This is a genomic window from Pseudomyxococcus flavus (assembly GCF_050038885.1).
GTDB classification, from domain to species: Bacteria; Myxococcota; Myxococcia; order Myxococcales; family Myxococcaceae; genus Myxococcus; species Myxococcus flavus.
The window spans coordinates 7,589,541-7,602,630 of the sequence record NZ_CP143624.1; the positions used below are offsets into that span (position 1 = coordinate 7,589,541).

Genomic DNA, 13,090 nt, shown 5'->3' on the forward strand with positions numbered 1-13,090 from the left:
CGGAACACGGGGTTTGGGAGGCGTGATGGGTGTCGACGCGATGACGTTCTACCGGCTCGCGCGCGGGCTGAAGAAGCGGGGGGTGCCCCTGCTGCCGGCCGTGCTGCGCAAGGCCATCTACTATCTGCACAGCTCGTACATCCCCGAGGACGCGGAGATTGGCGAGGGGACGCAGGTCGGCTACGGCGGCATTGGCGTGGTCATCCACAAGGCCGCGAAGATTGGCCGCCACTGCCTCATCTCCCAGCAGGTGACCATTGGCGGGCGCTCGGGCATCGAGGGCGCGCCCGTCATCGGGGACTACGTGCGCATGGGCGCGGGCGCGAAGATTCTCGGCAACATCCACATCGGTGACTTCGCCGTCATCGGCGCCAACGCGGTGGTGGTGAAGGACGTCGCGCCGGGTGCGGTGGTGGCCGGGGTTCCGGCGCGGGTGATCCGCCAGGACCCGGATCCGCTGGCCACGTACCAGCGGGAGATGGGGCAGCTGCCGCCCCGGGTGTCGCTGGTGTCGGTGCCTTCGCCCTCGTCGCTGCGGCAATAGCCCGCGGGAGACACATCGATGCGCGTGCTCCTCGTCGGGGACTACCCGCCGCCGCATGGCGGCGTCGCGGTTCACGTTCAACAGCTTCATGGATTCCTGCGCAGCCGCGGGGTCGAAGTGAAGGTGCTCGACATCGGGAAGGGTGGCCGGCCGGCTCCGGACGTCATCCCGGCGCGGGGCGCCGCTCGGTTCGGCCTGCGGCTCGCGCGGTACGTTGCCGCCGGGTGGACGGTCCACGTCCACACCAGCGGGAACAATCCCAAGTCATGGGTGCTGGCCGGCATGGTGGGGGGCCTCCCCGGGCCGAAGGCGTCCCGGGTCATCACCCTCCACTCCGGCCTGCTCCCGGACTTCCTCGCGGCATCGAGTCCCCGGCGCAGCTTCGCCCGCCTGGCGCTGGCCGGCTACTCGCGCGTGGTGGCCGTGTCCACCGCGGTGAAGGACGCGCTGGTGGGCTGTGGGGTTCCCGCGGAAAAGGTGGAGGTCCTCCCGGCCTTCTGCGCGTCGCAGGTGCGTCCCGGGCAGGTACCGGCGGCGGTGGAGGCCGCGCGCACGCGCCGGCGGACGCTGCTGGCCATGGCGCACCATCCCTCACCCGTCTACGGACGCACGCTGATGTTCCGGGCCTTGCGCGAGCTGGCACAGACGTCTCCGGACGTGGGGCTGGCGCTGTTCGGGCCGGGGCTGGATTCGGAGGCGTTCATCCGCGACGTCCGCGAGGCGCGAGTGGCGGGACACCTGGAGGTGCTGGGCGAGCTGGAGCACACCGCGGCGCTGGGGCTCATCGCGCGCAGTGATGCCTTCGTGCGGCCCACCACGCATGACGGGGATGCCATCTCCGTTCGCGAGGCCCTGGCCCTGGGGGTGCCCTGTGTGGCCAGCAATGTCTGCGTCCGGCCGGAGGGGACGCGCGTGTTCGCCGCGGGGGATGCCAGCGCCCTGGCGCAGGCGCTCCGCGAGGCGGTCGCGGCAGGGCCCGTGCATGCGCCCCAGGTGGATGCGGGGCCGGTGCTGCTCTCGCTGTACGAGGCGCTGGGCGCCCGCAACGGATTGAAGACGTCACACGAACAGGGTTTCGACCTGGGGGATACGAGACATGCGGCGCAGTGATGACATGGACCTGGCGCGCAGGGCGCTGCGCGGGCGGGACCTGGTGGTGTTCTCCAATGACTGGGATGGGGACCCGCTGTCGAAGGTCCACATCATGCGGATTCTCGCCCGGGAGAATCGCATCCTCTGGGTGAACAGCATCGGCAACCGCGCGCCCAAGGCCAACGCGCACGACGTGAAGCGCATCTTCAACAAGCTGAGCCGCTTCACCGAAGGCCTGCGCGAGGTGGAGCCGAACATCCACGTGCTGTCGCCGCTGGCCATACCCTTCTATGGCTCGGAGCTGGTGCGCGGCGCCAACCGGGAGTTGCTGCGGCTCCAGGTGCTCCGGGCCATGAAGCGGCTCGGCTTCAAGAAGCCCATCTCCTGGAGCTTCCTGCCGGCCTCCGCACCGGTGTCCGGCACGCTGGGTGAGGAATTCGTCATCTACCACTGCGTGGATGAGTTCTCCGCGTTCAGCGACACCAACGGTCGCCACATCGCGGAGCTGGAGGAGCGGCTGCTCAAGCGCGCCGACCTCTGCATCACCTCGGCCGAGCGGCTGCGTGAGAGCAAGGCCCGGGTCAACCCGCGCACGGTGCTGGTGCGCCATGGCACGGACTTCAGCCACTTCGTGAAGGCGTGCGACCCGGCCACGCCCATCCCGGAGGACATCGCCCGCCTGCCCAAGCCCATCATCGGCTTCTTCGGCCTGGTGGCGGACTGGGTGGACCAGGAGGCCATCATCGCCACGGCCCGCGCGCACCGGGAGGGCTCGGTGGTCATCATCGGGAAGACGACGCCGGACTGCGACGACTCCGCGCTACGGGCCGAGCCGAACATCCACATGCTGGGCCGCAAGCGGTACGCGGACCTGCCGGGCTACAGCAAGGCCTTCGACGTGGCGCTGATGCCCTTCAAGGTCAGCGAGCTGACGCTGAACGCGAACCCGCTCAAGGTGCGTGAGTACCTGGCGGCGGGTCTGCCCGTGGTGTCCACGGACCTGCCCGAGGTCCGCAAGGTGGGGCTGTGCAGGATCGCCAGCGACACCGAGGACTTCGTGCGCAAGGTGGACGAGTGCCTGGCGGACAAGCCCGGTCCCGACCGGGCGCGCGCCGAGCGCATCTTCAGCGAGAGCTGGGACGCTCGCGTCGACGAGATTCGCCACCACGTGGGCGCCGCGCTCATGGCGGATGTGGCAAGGACCTCTGACGCGACGCCGGGCTACGCGCGGCCTTCGCGGCCCGCCAGCGCCCGCTCCAGGTGGGCGTAGCGGCGGGCCACCCGGGCATAGTCCGCCGGTGCGACGGTGGGCTGTGCCTGGGTTCGCGTCAGGTCGGCCTTCGCCTCCAGGTAGTCGGAGGCGGGAATGCCGCCGTCCTGTTCCAGCAGGCGCGCGGCATCCGCGTCCGACAAGGCCAGGGGGATGCCCAGCCGCTCCTGCATCTGCTGGCGCAGCGCATGGTCCAGCTCGGGGAGGAGCTCCTTCTCCACCTTCGCGCGGCGCATGAGCCAGCCCATGCTGCGCACGTACTCGAGCGCGGACCGGTGCCGCTCCACACGCAGCGGACGCGGCGCACCGAAGCGCGTGCCGCGCGACACGGTGTAGAGCAGCCCCACCGCCAGCACCTGCGCGACGAAGACCCAGATGCCCCGAGAGAACGGAGGGGGCGGCAGCAGCTCGTGGTGGTACTCGTCGAACAGCAAGGGGCCGCGAGCGGCCAGGGTCTCCCAGAAGCGGAGATTGTCCAGCAGCTCCAGCCGCCGATTCTCCACGAGGTCCGCGCCCGCGAGCACGTACACCTCGCCCGCGCCCAGCGCGCGCCGCCATATCGCCACCGAACCGCCATGCCCCGCGACGGGCACGGCGTCCTCGTGGTCCATGCGCAGACCGCGGTCCTGGGACACGCGCAGGCGGGAGAGGCCCTGCAGCGGCCCCACCGGCAGCCACACGTCCACCGTGGTGCCGCCCACGTCGGTCAGCGTCGAGTCCAGGCCCTGGCTGCTCGCGGGCATCATCAGGCCCGGCTCCAGGCCGAGCCACGCCTCCAGGGCCGGCTGGTGTTTTCCCAGCTCGCGCGTCGAGAGGTACACCAGCGTGCCGCCCGCGCGGACGAAGCGCTCCAGCTCTGTGACTTCGTCCTCCGTCACTGGGCGGCCCTCCGGGGCCGCGAGCACCACCGTGCGCACCTCCGGGGCAATCGCGTCCAGGGGCGTCAGGCGCGTGTCCACGGCCCTGCCGCCTTCGCGCAGGTACAGGTAGAGCGCGCGCGCACCCTGCGGCGCGGTGTTCTCCACGGTGGGCACCGGTGAGTCGGGCGCGTCCGTGCGCGTGGACAGCCCCACCGCGAGCGCCAGGGCGATGAGCACACCGAAGACGGCGACGGTCCGGGTGTTCCTCACCGCGCGCCCTCCGCGACCAGGTTGCCGTTCAGCGTCTCCACCTCGGTGACGAAGCGCGCCGCCTCGTCCGGGGGGACCGGCGCGAGCGAGTAGAAGGCGCGGTCGTACCAGTCCATGAGCCGCTCCACCTCGCGCACGAGGGGGGCGGGGGCGCCTCGGCCCGGCAGCTCCGCGGCCAGCTCGCGGTTGGTCCTCACGCGGTCCGGCCGGGCCAGCCGCCGCTCCTCCAGCGCGGACAGGAGGCTGAGCAGGCCTTCGCGAATGGCTTCACGCGCGTCCGTGGACAGCGCCGAGCGGGCGCGGCGCAGGTGCTCGCCCGGCGAGTCCAGCACCAGGGGCTCCGCGTCCGCCGACGAGTCCTTGGCTGCCGTCGTCGCCAGCCGCCGCCCACGCCGCGCGCGGAGCTTCAGCGCGCCCCAGAGCAGCAGCGCGAGCGCCAGCCCCAGCATCACCGCGCGCGTGGCCACCGCGAAGCCCTGCGCCTGTCTCGACTCGAAGAGGCCCTCCAGCCAGGCCGTCACCTCGCGCATCAGCCGCTTCAGCGCATCGCCCTGGCGCTGGCGCGCGCGGGCGAACTCCGGGCGGTCGAGGATGGCCTGGAGGCGCTCCGGCTCGGTCGGCGGCGGGGCGATGGCGCCAGGAGCGTTCGCCAGCGCCTGGACGTCACAGGACGCCTTCAGGAAACGCGCAATCTGCTCCGCGCGCTCCGGTTCGCTGTCGCCTTCTCGCTCGGGCGGAAGTGGTATGCCACCCAGTCTGGTCGACAGCGTGTTCACCGCGTCGGCGAACTCGGCGGGGCGGTGCTGCGCGGCCTCGCGCAGGTCCAGGACGGTGTCCTCGCGGTCGGCGCAGGGCAGCGAGGCCAGCAGCAGGAGGAGTGGGAGGCTCGGCACGGAAGAGTCCAGGGGGCGCCGTTACGCGGCGGGCGGCGCCACATCGAGCTGGTGTTCCAGGTCCAGCGCTTCGCGGCGCACGCGCATGTCCAGATAGAAGAGCGCGCAGAAGACGAAGTTGATGGGCGTGAAGAGCGACTGCGCCACCGTCTGGATGAGCTCCACGGGCACCAGCAGCAGCTGTGGCGTTCGCGCCATCGTCCCCGGGTCGAAGGGATTGCCGTAGGGCATCATCGCCAGCCACGAGGGCAGCCCGGAGACGAGCTGGACGGAGATGAGGATGAGGCTCACCACGGTGAAGAGAATCATCGCGCGCACCATCACCCGGCCGAGGAAGCCAGGTGCCACGCGCCCCGACAGGAGCTGACCGGATCGCCGGAAGGTCTCCCACGCGCCCAGGTCCTCCATGGCCAGCACCGGGGGAACCAGCAGGAAGCGCAGCATGTACCAGAGGACCGCGGCAACCATTCCCAGGCTCGCGAGCAGGGCGCCACCAATGCCCAGCACGGCCGCCAGGGTGTTGGAGCCCGCCGCCACCCCGCCGACGATGCCGACTCCCGCCAGGAGGAGGCCCGGGAGCATGAGCACCACCGTCACCAGCGTCGACCAGCCGAGCGACAGCAGGTAGACGCCCGTCAGCGTGCCTGCGCGTGAGAAGCACCGCTGCAGCGCCTCCGCCGGACGGACCGGCTCGCCCAGCTGGGCCGCCAGGACATAGCGGGATGTGGCCAGGGTGGCCAGCCAGTACATCCAGAGCAGGAAGAGGAACAGCGCCGACCACAGCACGAGGGTGACGGACGCCTGTTGCAGCATGACGGTGGGGTCCTGCAGTGCACGCGACTCCGCGTCCCCCATGTAGAGCTGCGGGGCCAGCCGCTGTCCCACCACCAGCGCCGTCTTGGTCGCGATGTAGTTCACCAGCGTGAAGCCGAAGCTCAGCAGGAAGAGGGACTTCAGGTGGGAGCGCCAGAAGGTGGCGGCGCGGTCAATCATCTCCCCCATGGCGAGGGGGCGCAGCTCGGCGACGGCGGGCTTGGGGCTCACAGGGGGCGCAGCATAGCCCGCCCCGAGCGAGCAGCCAGCAGCGTCCGGGCCGCCGCCGCGGGGTCCTCGGCTTCCAGCACGCCGGAGATGACGGCGAAGCCCGCCGCGTCCGGGAGGGCCGCCGCGCGCTCCGGGGTGATGCCACCCAGGGCCAGCGCGGCGCATGGCAGGGTTCCGCTCAGGGCGCGGAAGCCCTCCGGCCCCAGCGGGGGGCGCGTGTCGAGGGGCTTGGAGCCGGGGGGGAAGACGGGGCTCACCAGGGCCAGGTCCGCGCCCTCGGCCCAACGGGCCTCCGCCACGTCATGGACCGCCGCGCTGATGAGGCGCCCAGCGGGGAGGTGCGGACGGACATCCGTTGGAGCAGGGCCGTGGGCGGGCAGGTGGACGTGCGCGCCCACGAGCAGCGCGATGTCCACGCGCCCGTTGACGAAGAGCGGATTGCCGCGTGCGTGGCACAGCGCGGCCAGCTCCCGGGCCTCTTCCAGGAAGCGGCGCCCGGTGGCCTCCGGGTGGCGGTGCTGGACGGCGACTTCGGGGCCCGCTTCGAGGGCCCGCGTGAGCGCCCACTTCAGGCGCTCGGGCGGCAGGCGCCAGTCGGTGATGACGACGAGCCGGGGGAGGGCGGAAGACGCCACCGCGAGCACCGGGCCGTCAGTGGTGGACGAGCCCTTCGAGGGGGCTGGACGCGGAGCCGTAGGCCTTACGCGGGATGCGGCCAGCCAGGTACGCGTCGCGGCCCGCCTCCACGGCCTTCTTCATGGCCACGGCCATGCGCACCGGATCCTGGGCGCCGGCGATGGCGGTGTTCATCAGCACGGCCTCCACGCCCAGCTCCATGGCGATGGCCGCGTCGGACGCCGTGCCCACGCCCGCGTCCACGATGACGGGGACCTTCACCGTCTCCAGGATGAGGCGGATGTTGTGCGGGTTGCGGATGCCCAGGCCGCTGCCGATGGGCGCGGCCAGGGGCATGACGGCCGCGCAGCCCGCGTCCTCCAGCTTGCGGGCGGTGATGGGGTCGTCGCTGGTGTAGGGCAGCACGGTGAAGCCTTCCTTCACCAGGATGCGGGCCGCCTTCACCGTCTCCTCGACGTCCGGGTAGAGCGTCTTCTCGTCGCCGAGCACCTCGAGCTTCACCCACTTGCTCATGCCCAGCTCCTCGGCGAGCCGGCAGGTGCGGACCGCGTCATCCGCCGTGTAGCAGAGCGCGGTATTGGGCAGCAGGCGCAGGCGGTTGCGGTCAATCCAGTTCATCAGGGACGCCTCGCCCGTGGCCTTCAGGTCGAGACGGCGCACCGCCACGGTCACCATCTCCGTGCCCGAGGCTTCATGGCAGCGCTTCATGATGTCGTGGCTGGGGTACTTCCCCGTGCCGAGGATGAGCCGGGAGTTGAACGTCACTCCGGCGATGGTGAAAGGCTTGTCCTGGATGCTCATGTGCCGACTCCTGGCTAGCCGCCGCCGACAAAGGTGACGATTTCCACGCGGTCCCCCGCCTGAAGGTGGTGCTCGGGGTGGCGGGCGCGGCGCACCACCTCCGCGTTCACCTCGACGGCGACGCCGGGACCGCCCACCTGAAGCGACTCCAACAGTGCCGAAAGGGTGGTGCCTTCGGGCACCTCGCGCGTCTCTCCGTTGACCCAGACCTGCATGGCGTCACGGCTCCTTGCGACGGGGACCTGGGCACGCACTACAGGGGCGACTCCGCGCTGTCAACGCGCTCGCCAGCCGGTGCGTCCGCCGCCGTCATCGGTATACTCGGAAACGTGCTCATGGCTTCCCGCCGGCTCATCGCGCTCGTGCTGCTGTGGATGGTTGCCCTGCCGGCATCCGCGGCGGAGCCTGGCTCGCTGGACGTTCCGCGCCGGGAGTCCGCCCCCGTGCTCCATGGGCACCGCTACGCCTACGTCGCGGGTGGGGTCCTGGCACTGGGGGGCCTGGGCCTGGGCTTCGTCGCGCAGGGTGAGTCGCGCCGCTCCCAGCGCCTGACGTCCGCTCGCGAGGCCCGCGCCTCGCTGGACCGGGCGCGGACCGCCGCCGCCACCGCGAACGTCCTCTACGCCGCGGCGGGCGCCGCCGTGCTGTACGGGCTGCTGGTGGAGCTGCTCCCCGAACCCGCCGCCGAGGCCGCCACCCTCACGTACCGCTTCTGATTCGGGCGCCTTCCCGTGACTTCCCTCCGTGCCTCCCGACTGCTTGCGTGCGAGGCCGTCGCGGCCGCTGGCCCGTGTGCGTTCTCCGAAGACGATGCCGCCGGCTTGGCGTGCGTCGATGACAGCGGCTGTCCCTCCTCCTGCCACTGCGTGACGGTGCCCGCCGGCCATCGCATGTGCGAGGTCCTCTTCCCGCCCCGGCCGTCGGCGTCGCTGGACGGCGGCTCGGACGCAGGCAGCGCCTCGCCCGATGACGGAGGCGTGGTGCCCGCGCGGTGCAAGGACGTGCAGCCCGGGATGGCCGCCAGCTGTGTCTCCAACTGCCATGGCGCGGAGTCGTACAACAGTGGCCATGCCTCGTTCCGGCTGGACTCCTACGTGGCGGAGGACGGCGGCGTTCCAGGCGCGAAGTCGCAGGCGCTGCACATCCTGGCGCGCGCGGTGAACACGACGACGATGCCGCCCTCCTGCTACAACCCGAAGCCCACCGCCGAGGCGCGCGCGCTGCTGGGGCGGTGGAGCGAAGCCGGAGCGTCCTACTGCGACACGGACGGCGGGACTGACGCCCGCCGTGAAACGCCGCTTTCGTCACGCCACCATGAAGAGACTCCTCGCGAGCGCATCCATTTCTGTCTGTGGGGTCCTGGCCTGTACGCTCGACACCACCGACTTCACCGGCAAGACGTGCGAAGCCGCCAGTGACTGCCCGCCGCCCTATACCTGCGTCGCCGCGCGCGAGGGAGCGGGCCGCACCTGCGAGGTGCTGGGACTGCCCGGAGCGCCTGACGGCGGCGACGCAGGGCCCGTGCCCACGTGGTGCGGGGATATCCAGCCCATCCTCGCGACCAGCTGTGTGAGCTCATGCCACGGCGCCGACACCAGCGGCAGCGGCATCACGTCGTTCCGCCTGGACTACTTCGCGCCCGAGGACGGCGGCGTTCCCGGCGCGCAGGCCATGGCCGCGAGAATCCTGGCGCGCGCGTACGTGTTCCAGGACATGCCCCCACCGGGGCGCGGCGTTCCGATGCCTTCCGCGCAGGAGCGTGAGCGCATCGCGCGCTGGGCGAGCGAAGGCACGCCGTTGTGCGCGGACGCAGGCGGCGAGGACGGCGGGCCCTAGGGCGCGCACGCCTGGCCTCGGTATTCCCGTTCTCGCGCCGTGTTCCCTGGCAGGGCAGGCAGACGGCCGTGCCCTTCGTCATCTGGCTTGAGCCCCTAGGTCTTCCCCTCGCTCCGGACAACCCCTGTTCAAGGGCGGGGGGAGCGCCCACTTTCTGGCCAACGCCGGGGGAAACGCTCTCTCGGCCGCAGGCGAAAAGAGGGGGAAACCTTCTCCCGTTCCCATGTGAAAGGAGCAGGAACAAATGCGCAAGCTCATGATGGCGGTCACTGCGGTTGCGGGGATGTCGCTGGTCGTTTCTGGCTGTAGCAAGCGCGACAACGTCGAGTCGCAGCGCCAGGACGTCGCCGAGGCGCAGATGGAGGCTCAGCAGGAGACGGCGGAGATCCGCCAGGATGCCCGCGAGGACATCGCCAGCACGCAGACGGAGGCCCAGGAGGACATCGTCGGGACCCAGCGTGAGGCCTCCGAGGACGTCGCCAGCGCGCAGCAGGACGTCCAGGAGGAACGCCAGGACCTGGCCGAGGCCGAGGCTGACCGCCAGCAGGACCTGAATGACGACACGGCCCTGGGCGGCTCGGGCGCCGCGGGTGCCGCCGCTGCTGCGAGCAGCGTCAACGGCCGCGTCCTCTCCACGGGGAGCGATGAGCTGACCCTGGTGGACACCAGCAACAACCGTCAGCTGGAGCTGAAGACGAACGACCAGACGCGCATCCTGCACAACAACCAGCCGCTGAAGCTGGATGACATCCAGGAGGGTGCCCAGGTCCGCGCCTCGTATGTGATGGAGGGCGAGGACATGGTGGTTCGCGAGCTGAACGTGACGCAGCCGGTGCAGAAGAAGAAGTAGTCGGCATCGCTTTCATGCGCGGTGGGCGGTTCGTCATGAGCCGCTCGGGGACGGCCTCCGCTTCGGCGGGGGCCGTTTCCTTTTTTCCCTGAATCCGTGCTGGGAGGTTGGAAGGGTGTGTCGGACGTGGGTGGTAGGAGTGATGCGTGAGGTTCTCTCACGCCTTCCCAACCCAGGGGAGGCCATCCTGCCCAGGAGGCACCACCCGAGATGTCCACTCACCCCCCAGAGCCACCCGCTTCGAAGCCCTTCATCCTCTTCACCACCGGCGCCACGTCCTATGAACTGGTGCGCTACCTCGGGGCGCGGGGCTCCGGGGAGATGCTGCTGGCCCGCCGGCACTACGCAGGCGTTCCCGGGGACCTCGTCCTCGTCAAGCGCTTGCAGGACGCCGGAGATGCCCAGGGACGTGCCCGGCTGCGCGAAGAGGTCAAGCTGCTGATGCGGCTCCACCACCCCGCCATCGTTCAAGTGTTCCTGGTGCGGGTGCATGAGGGCATGCCCCACCTCGTCATGGAGTACGTGGACGGCAAGTGCCTGGAGACGCTCATCAGCCTCGCGGCGCTGCGGCGCCGGCCGTTCTCCGAAGCATTCGCCGCGTATGTGGGCGCGGAGGTGGCGGACGCGCTGCACCATGCCCACACGCTGGAGGATGCCCGGGGGCGGCCGCTGGGCATCGTCCACCGGGACGTGTCGCCGCGCAGCGTGCGTCTGGATTCGCGCGGACACGTGAAGTTGTCGGACTTCGCCATGGCGTGGGCGCGGTTGCCGGGGCGCATCGTCACGGAGGCCCATGTCGTCCGGGGGGACCTGGCCTATGCGTCCCCGGAGGCACTGGCGCGTCAACCGCTGGATGGCCGCTCGGACCTGTTCTCGCTGGGGGTGGTGCTTCTGGAGGTCCTCACGGGGCTCCACCTGCTGGACCTGGAGGACGTGGAGCGCGCCGCGCTCGCGGCGGGGCCGGTGCCCGAAGCGGAGGTGCTGCTCGCGGAGGTGCCCAGCTGGTTGCCCGCCCCGCTGATGGCGGCGCGCATGGCATGCCTCTCACCCGCGCACGTGGAGCGCGCGACCCAGGGGCTGTCACCGGCCATGCGCGTCATCCTGGGCCGGCTGCTGCGGCGTGATCCGGCGGAGCGCTTCCAGTCCGGCCAGGAGCTGGCGGACGCGCTGCGCGCCGTGCTGGCCGGGCAGGGGTACGCCTATGGCCCGAACGAGGCCGCACGCGAGGCCACCCAGGTGCGTCGCGATGCCCGCTCCCGCCGGCACATGGCGGACGTGCTCCGTCTGGAAGACTCCGTGCCTCCGGATGCTCCCGACCGTGGGACGTCCAGACCGGGGCCTTGAGGCAGGGCTGGAGGTGGGGCGCGGTCGCCACGGGGGCCACACGACAGCGAACGCGGGGCGTGCTTGTTTTGGCCACGCGGGTGGGCAGACTTGGGCGCATGGGTGACGTGCAAGAGCTCCATCGGCGGTGGTGCATCGCGGACGGTCATGCGGACTCCCTCATGTGGAACCGTGACCTGTGTGCCCGCGCGGAAGAGGGCCACGTGGACTTCCCCCGCCTGCGGGAGGCGGGGGTGAAGCTGCAGTGCTTCACCATCGTCACCCGTGGCTTTCCCTTCATCGGCGGCTTCCCGGTGTTCGCCGCGTGGCGCGGGTGGCCTCGCGAGGCCCGGGCGAGCGAGTGGACCCGGGCGCTCTGGCAGATTGAGCAGATGGCGTCGTTCTGCCAGCGCTCTGGTGATACGGCCCGCATCACCACCACGGGCGCCATGCTGGAGGACAACCTGGCCCAGGGGCGGTTGTCCGCGGTGCTGGGGGTGGAAGGGGGGCACGCCATCGAAGGGCGGGTGGAACGCCTGGCGGAGCTCCACCAGCGCGGCGTCCGCTTCATGGGCCTCACCCACCTGTCCAACAACGACCTGGGGGGCTCCTCCTTCCCGATGATGGGCAACCGGGGCCTGACGGCGCTGGGGCGCGAGGTGATGGAGGAGATGGCCCGGTTGGGGCTGAGCGTGGACGTGGCGCATGCCTCGGAGTCCACGCTGAAGGACCTCTTCTCCCATCCGTCCGTGCGGTTCTTCTGCTCCCACACCGGCGTGCGCGCGGCGGGGGGCGGCTGGCGCAACCTCTCCGACGAATCCCTCCGGTTCATCGCGGACCGGGGCGGGGTGGTGGGCATCATCTTCGCGCCCGTGTACCTGGGGGGCGACACGGTGGACGACGTGGTTCGCCACATCGAACACGCCGTGGATGTGATGGGGGAGGGGGGCGTCGGTCTGGGCTCGGACTACGACGGCATGGTGCCGCTGCCTCGCGGCATGAGGGATGTCACGGGGTTGCCCCTGCTCACGGAAGCGTTGTTGCGCCGACATCCGGAGTCCTGGGTGGAGCGCATCATGGGAGGAAACTTCCGCCGTTTCTTCCAGGAGACACTGGGTGGTTGACCGGCGGCGGGACGCTCGAAATATTGCCCGGTGTCCATGAACCGCTCACTCCTCGCATCCGTCCCGGTGGTTGGCTCTCTGCTCCTTGCTGCTTGTGGCCCGAGCGCGGGAGGCGACTGCGACGGGGGCGGTTTCGTCTGCCAGGAGCGGGTGCTGGCGCTGGAGTGCCGTGGTGGGACCTGGCGTGAGGTGCCCTGTCGGGGCCCGCTGGGCTGCCGCGAGACGGACGAGGCCGTGCGGTGTGACACCTCCAACAACGTCGCGGGAGACGCCTGTGCCTCCAGTGCCGAGGGCACGGGGCTGTGCCGCGCGGATGGCCTGGCTGTGCTGGAGTGCAGGCAGGGCGTGCTGACGGAGACGGCCACCTGTACTCAGTGCACCGTCGAGGACAGTCAGGTGACGTGCCAGCCCTGAGGCGGAGTTTGGCCAGGGGGCTGGCGCTCCGTTTCGAGACGTTCGGCCCCGCCTCAAGGATGCCGTCCTCGAAGCGGCCCAGCGAAAGCAGCGGCGCTGAGCCGCCATGCGACCGCGCTATTCCTCGGGTTTC

At 70.9% G+C, this 13,090-nt stretch carries 16 protein-coding genes; 10 read left to right on the forward strand and 6 right to left on the reverse strand.

What is annotated here, in order from left to right; genetic code table 11:
- Positions 1 to 25: 25 nt before the first annotated feature.
- Genes VZL07_RS31555 through exoP form a run of 3 tightly spaced genes read left to right on the forward strand, consistent with a single transcriptional unit; the run spans position 26 to position 2,906 of the window.
- Positions 26 to 544, forward strand: coding sequence for a serine O-acetyltransferase (locus tag VZL07_RS31555; protein ID WP_426751656.1), 519 nt, complete (start codon positions 26 to 28; stop codon positions 542 to 544).
- 18 nt (positions 545 to 562) lie between these two features.
- Positions 563 to 1,654 carry a spore coat polysaccharide biosynthesis glycosyltransferase ExoO gene (exoO, locus tag VZL07_RS31560; RefSeq protein ID WP_426751657.1) on the forward strand — a complete coding sequence of 364 codons (1,092 nt, stop codon included), beginning with the start codon at positions 563 to 565 and terminating at the stop codon, positions 1,652 to 1,654.
- Positions 1,641 to 2,906 carry a spore coat polysaccharide biosynthesis glycosyltransferase ExoP gene (gene exoP / locus VZL07_RS31565; RefSeq protein ID WP_426751658.1) on the forward strand — a complete coding sequence of 422 codons (1,266 nt, stop codon included), beginning with the start codon at positions 1,641 to 1,643 and terminating at the stop codon, positions 2,904 to 2,906. Before exoO ends, exoP begins: the two co-directional genes overlap by 14 nt.
- On the opposite strand, the gene VZL07_RS31570 is transcribed toward exoP, so the two are convergent.
- Genes VZL07_RS31570 through thiS form a run of 6 tightly spaced genes read right to left on the reverse strand, consistent with a single transcriptional unit; the run spans position 2,858 to position 7,625 of the window.
- The gene (locus tag VZL07_RS31570; RefSeq protein ID WP_426751659.1) at positions 2,858 to 4,036 is read right to left on the reverse strand and encodes a DUF4350 domain-containing protein; all 1,179 of its coding nucleotides are present in this window, start codon (positions 4,034 to 4,036) and stop codon (positions 2,858 to 2,860) included. The genes exoP and VZL07_RS31570 overlap by 49 nt on opposite strands.
- Positions 4,033 to 4,929, reverse strand: a complete 897-nt coding sequence (locus tag VZL07_RS31575; protein ID WP_426751660.1) for a DUF4129 domain-containing protein — start codon at positions 4,927 to 4,929, stop codon at positions 4,033 to 4,035. The genes VZL07_RS31570 and VZL07_RS31575 overlap by 4 nt, the downstream gene beginning before the upstream one ends.
- A gap of 21 nt (positions 4,930 to 4,950) precedes the next feature.
- A complete protein-coding gene (locus VZL07_RS31580) occupies positions 4,951 to 5,973 on the reverse strand; it encodes a hypothetical protein (RefSeq protein ID WP_426751661.1) in 1,023 nt (340 codons plus the stop codon).
- Positions 5,970 to 6,608 (reverse strand): thiamine phosphate synthase, encoded by a 639-nt coding sequence (locus VZL07_RS31585; protein WP_426751662.1) that lies wholly within the window; start codon positions 6,606 to 6,608, stop codon positions 5,970 to 5,972. Before VZL07_RS31585 ends, VZL07_RS31580 begins: the two co-directional genes overlap by 4 nt.
- 16 nt (positions 6,609 to 6,624) lie before the next feature.
- Positions 6,625 to 7,410, reverse strand: coding sequence for a thiazole synthase (locus VZL07_RS31590; RefSeq protein WP_426751663.1), 786 nt, complete (start codon positions 7,408 to 7,410; stop codon positions 6,625 to 6,627).
- A 14-nt stretch (positions 7,411 to 7,424) separates the two neighbouring features.
- Positions 7,425 to 7,625, reverse strand: coding sequence for a sulfur carrier protein ThiS (gene thiS, locus VZL07_RS31595; RefSeq protein WP_140791124.1), 201 nt, complete (start codon positions 7,623 to 7,625; stop codon positions 7,425 to 7,427).
- 120 nt (positions 7,626 to 7,745) lie between these two features.
- On the opposite strand from thiS, the gene VZL07_RS31600 reads away from it, so the two are divergent.
- From VZL07_RS31600 to VZL07_RS31630, 7 genes are all read left to right on the forward strand, one after another.
- Positions 7,746 to 8,126: a hypothetical protein gene (locus tag VZL07_RS31600; protein ID WP_426751664.1), complete on the forward strand. Its 381-nt coding sequence runs from the start codon at positions 7,746 to 7,748 to the stop codon at positions 8,124 to 8,126.
- Between the two features lie 105 nt (positions 8,127 to 8,231).
- Entirely contained in the window at positions 8,232 to 8,828 is a 597-nt protein-coding gene (locus VZL07_RS31605; protein WP_426751665.1) for a hypothetical protein, read from the forward strand.
- Between the two features lie 151 nt (positions 8,829 to 8,979).
- Positions 8,980 to 9,246, forward strand: a complete 267-nt coding sequence (locus tag VZL07_RS31610; RefSeq protein ID WP_426751666.1) for a hypothetical protein — start codon at positions 8,980 to 8,982, stop codon at positions 9,244 to 9,246.
- A 244-nt stretch (positions 9,247 to 9,490) separates the two neighbouring features.
- Positions 9,491 to 10,096: a hypothetical protein gene (locus tag VZL07_RS31615; RefSeq protein ID WP_426751667.1), complete on the forward strand. Its 606-nt coding sequence runs from the start codon at positions 9,491 to 9,493 to the stop codon at positions 10,094 to 10,096.
- 210 nt (positions 10,097 to 10,306) lie between these two features.
- Positions 10,307 to 11,440 carry a serine/threonine-protein kinase gene (locus VZL07_RS31620; protein ID WP_426751668.1) on the forward strand — a complete coding sequence of 378 codons (1,134 nt, stop codon included), beginning with the start codon at positions 10,307 to 10,309 and terminating at the stop codon, positions 11,438 to 11,440.
- Between the two features lie 98 nt (positions 11,441 to 11,538).
- Positions 11,539 to 12,543: a dipeptidase gene (locus tag VZL07_RS31625; protein ID WP_426751669.1), complete on the forward strand. Its 1,005-nt coding sequence runs from the start codon at positions 11,539 to 11,541 to the stop codon at positions 12,541 to 12,543.
- A 36-nt stretch (positions 12,544 to 12,579) separates the two neighbouring features.
- A complete protein-coding gene (locus VZL07_RS31630) occupies positions 12,580 to 12,957 on the forward strand; it encodes a hypothetical protein (protein WP_426751670.1) in 378 nt (125 codons plus the stop codon).
- Positions 12,958 to 13,090 lie beyond the last annotated feature (133 nt).

Bases quoted from the DNA above. Each gene is read 5' to 3' on its own strand.
- VZL07_RS31555 (WP_426751656.1), top strand. From the start codon at position 26: ATGGGTGTCGACGCGATGACGTTCTACCGGCTCGCGCGCGGGCTGAAG.
- exoO (WP_426751657.1), top strand. From the start codon at position 563: ATGCGCGTGCTCCTCGTCGGGGACTACCCGCCGCCGCATGGCGGCGTC.
- exoP (WP_426751658.1), top strand. From the start codon at position 1,641: ATGCGGCGCAGTGATGACATGGACCTGGCGCGCAGGGCGCTGCGCGGG.
- VZL07_RS31590 (WP_426751663.1), bottom strand. From the start codon at position 7,410: ATGAGCATCCAGGACAAGCCTTTCACCATCGCCGGAGTGACGTTCAAC.
- thiS (WP_140791124.1), bottom strand. From the start codon at position 7,625: ATGCAGGTCTGGGTCAACGGAGAGACGCGCGAGGTGCCCGAAGGCACC.
- VZL07_RS31600 (WP_426751664.1), top strand. From the start codon at position 7,746: ATGGCTTCCCGCCGGCTCATCGCGCTCGTGCTGCTGTGGATGGTTGCC.
- VZL07_RS31615 (WP_426751667.1), top strand. From the start codon at position 9,491: ATGCGCAAGCTCATGATGGCGGTCACTGCGGTTGCGGGGATGTCGCTG.
- VZL07_RS31620 (WP_426751668.1), top strand. From the start codon at position 10,307: ATGTCCACTCACCCCCCAGAGCCACCCGCTTCGAAGCCCTTCATCCTC.
- VZL07_RS31625 (WP_426751669.1), top strand. From the start codon at position 11,539: ATGGGTGACGTGCAAGAGCTCCATCGGCGGTGGTGCATCGCGGACGGT.
- VZL07_RS31630 (WP_426751670.1), top strand. From the start codon at position 12,580: ATGAACCGCTCACTCCTCGCATCCGTCCCGGTGGTTGGCTCTCTGCTC.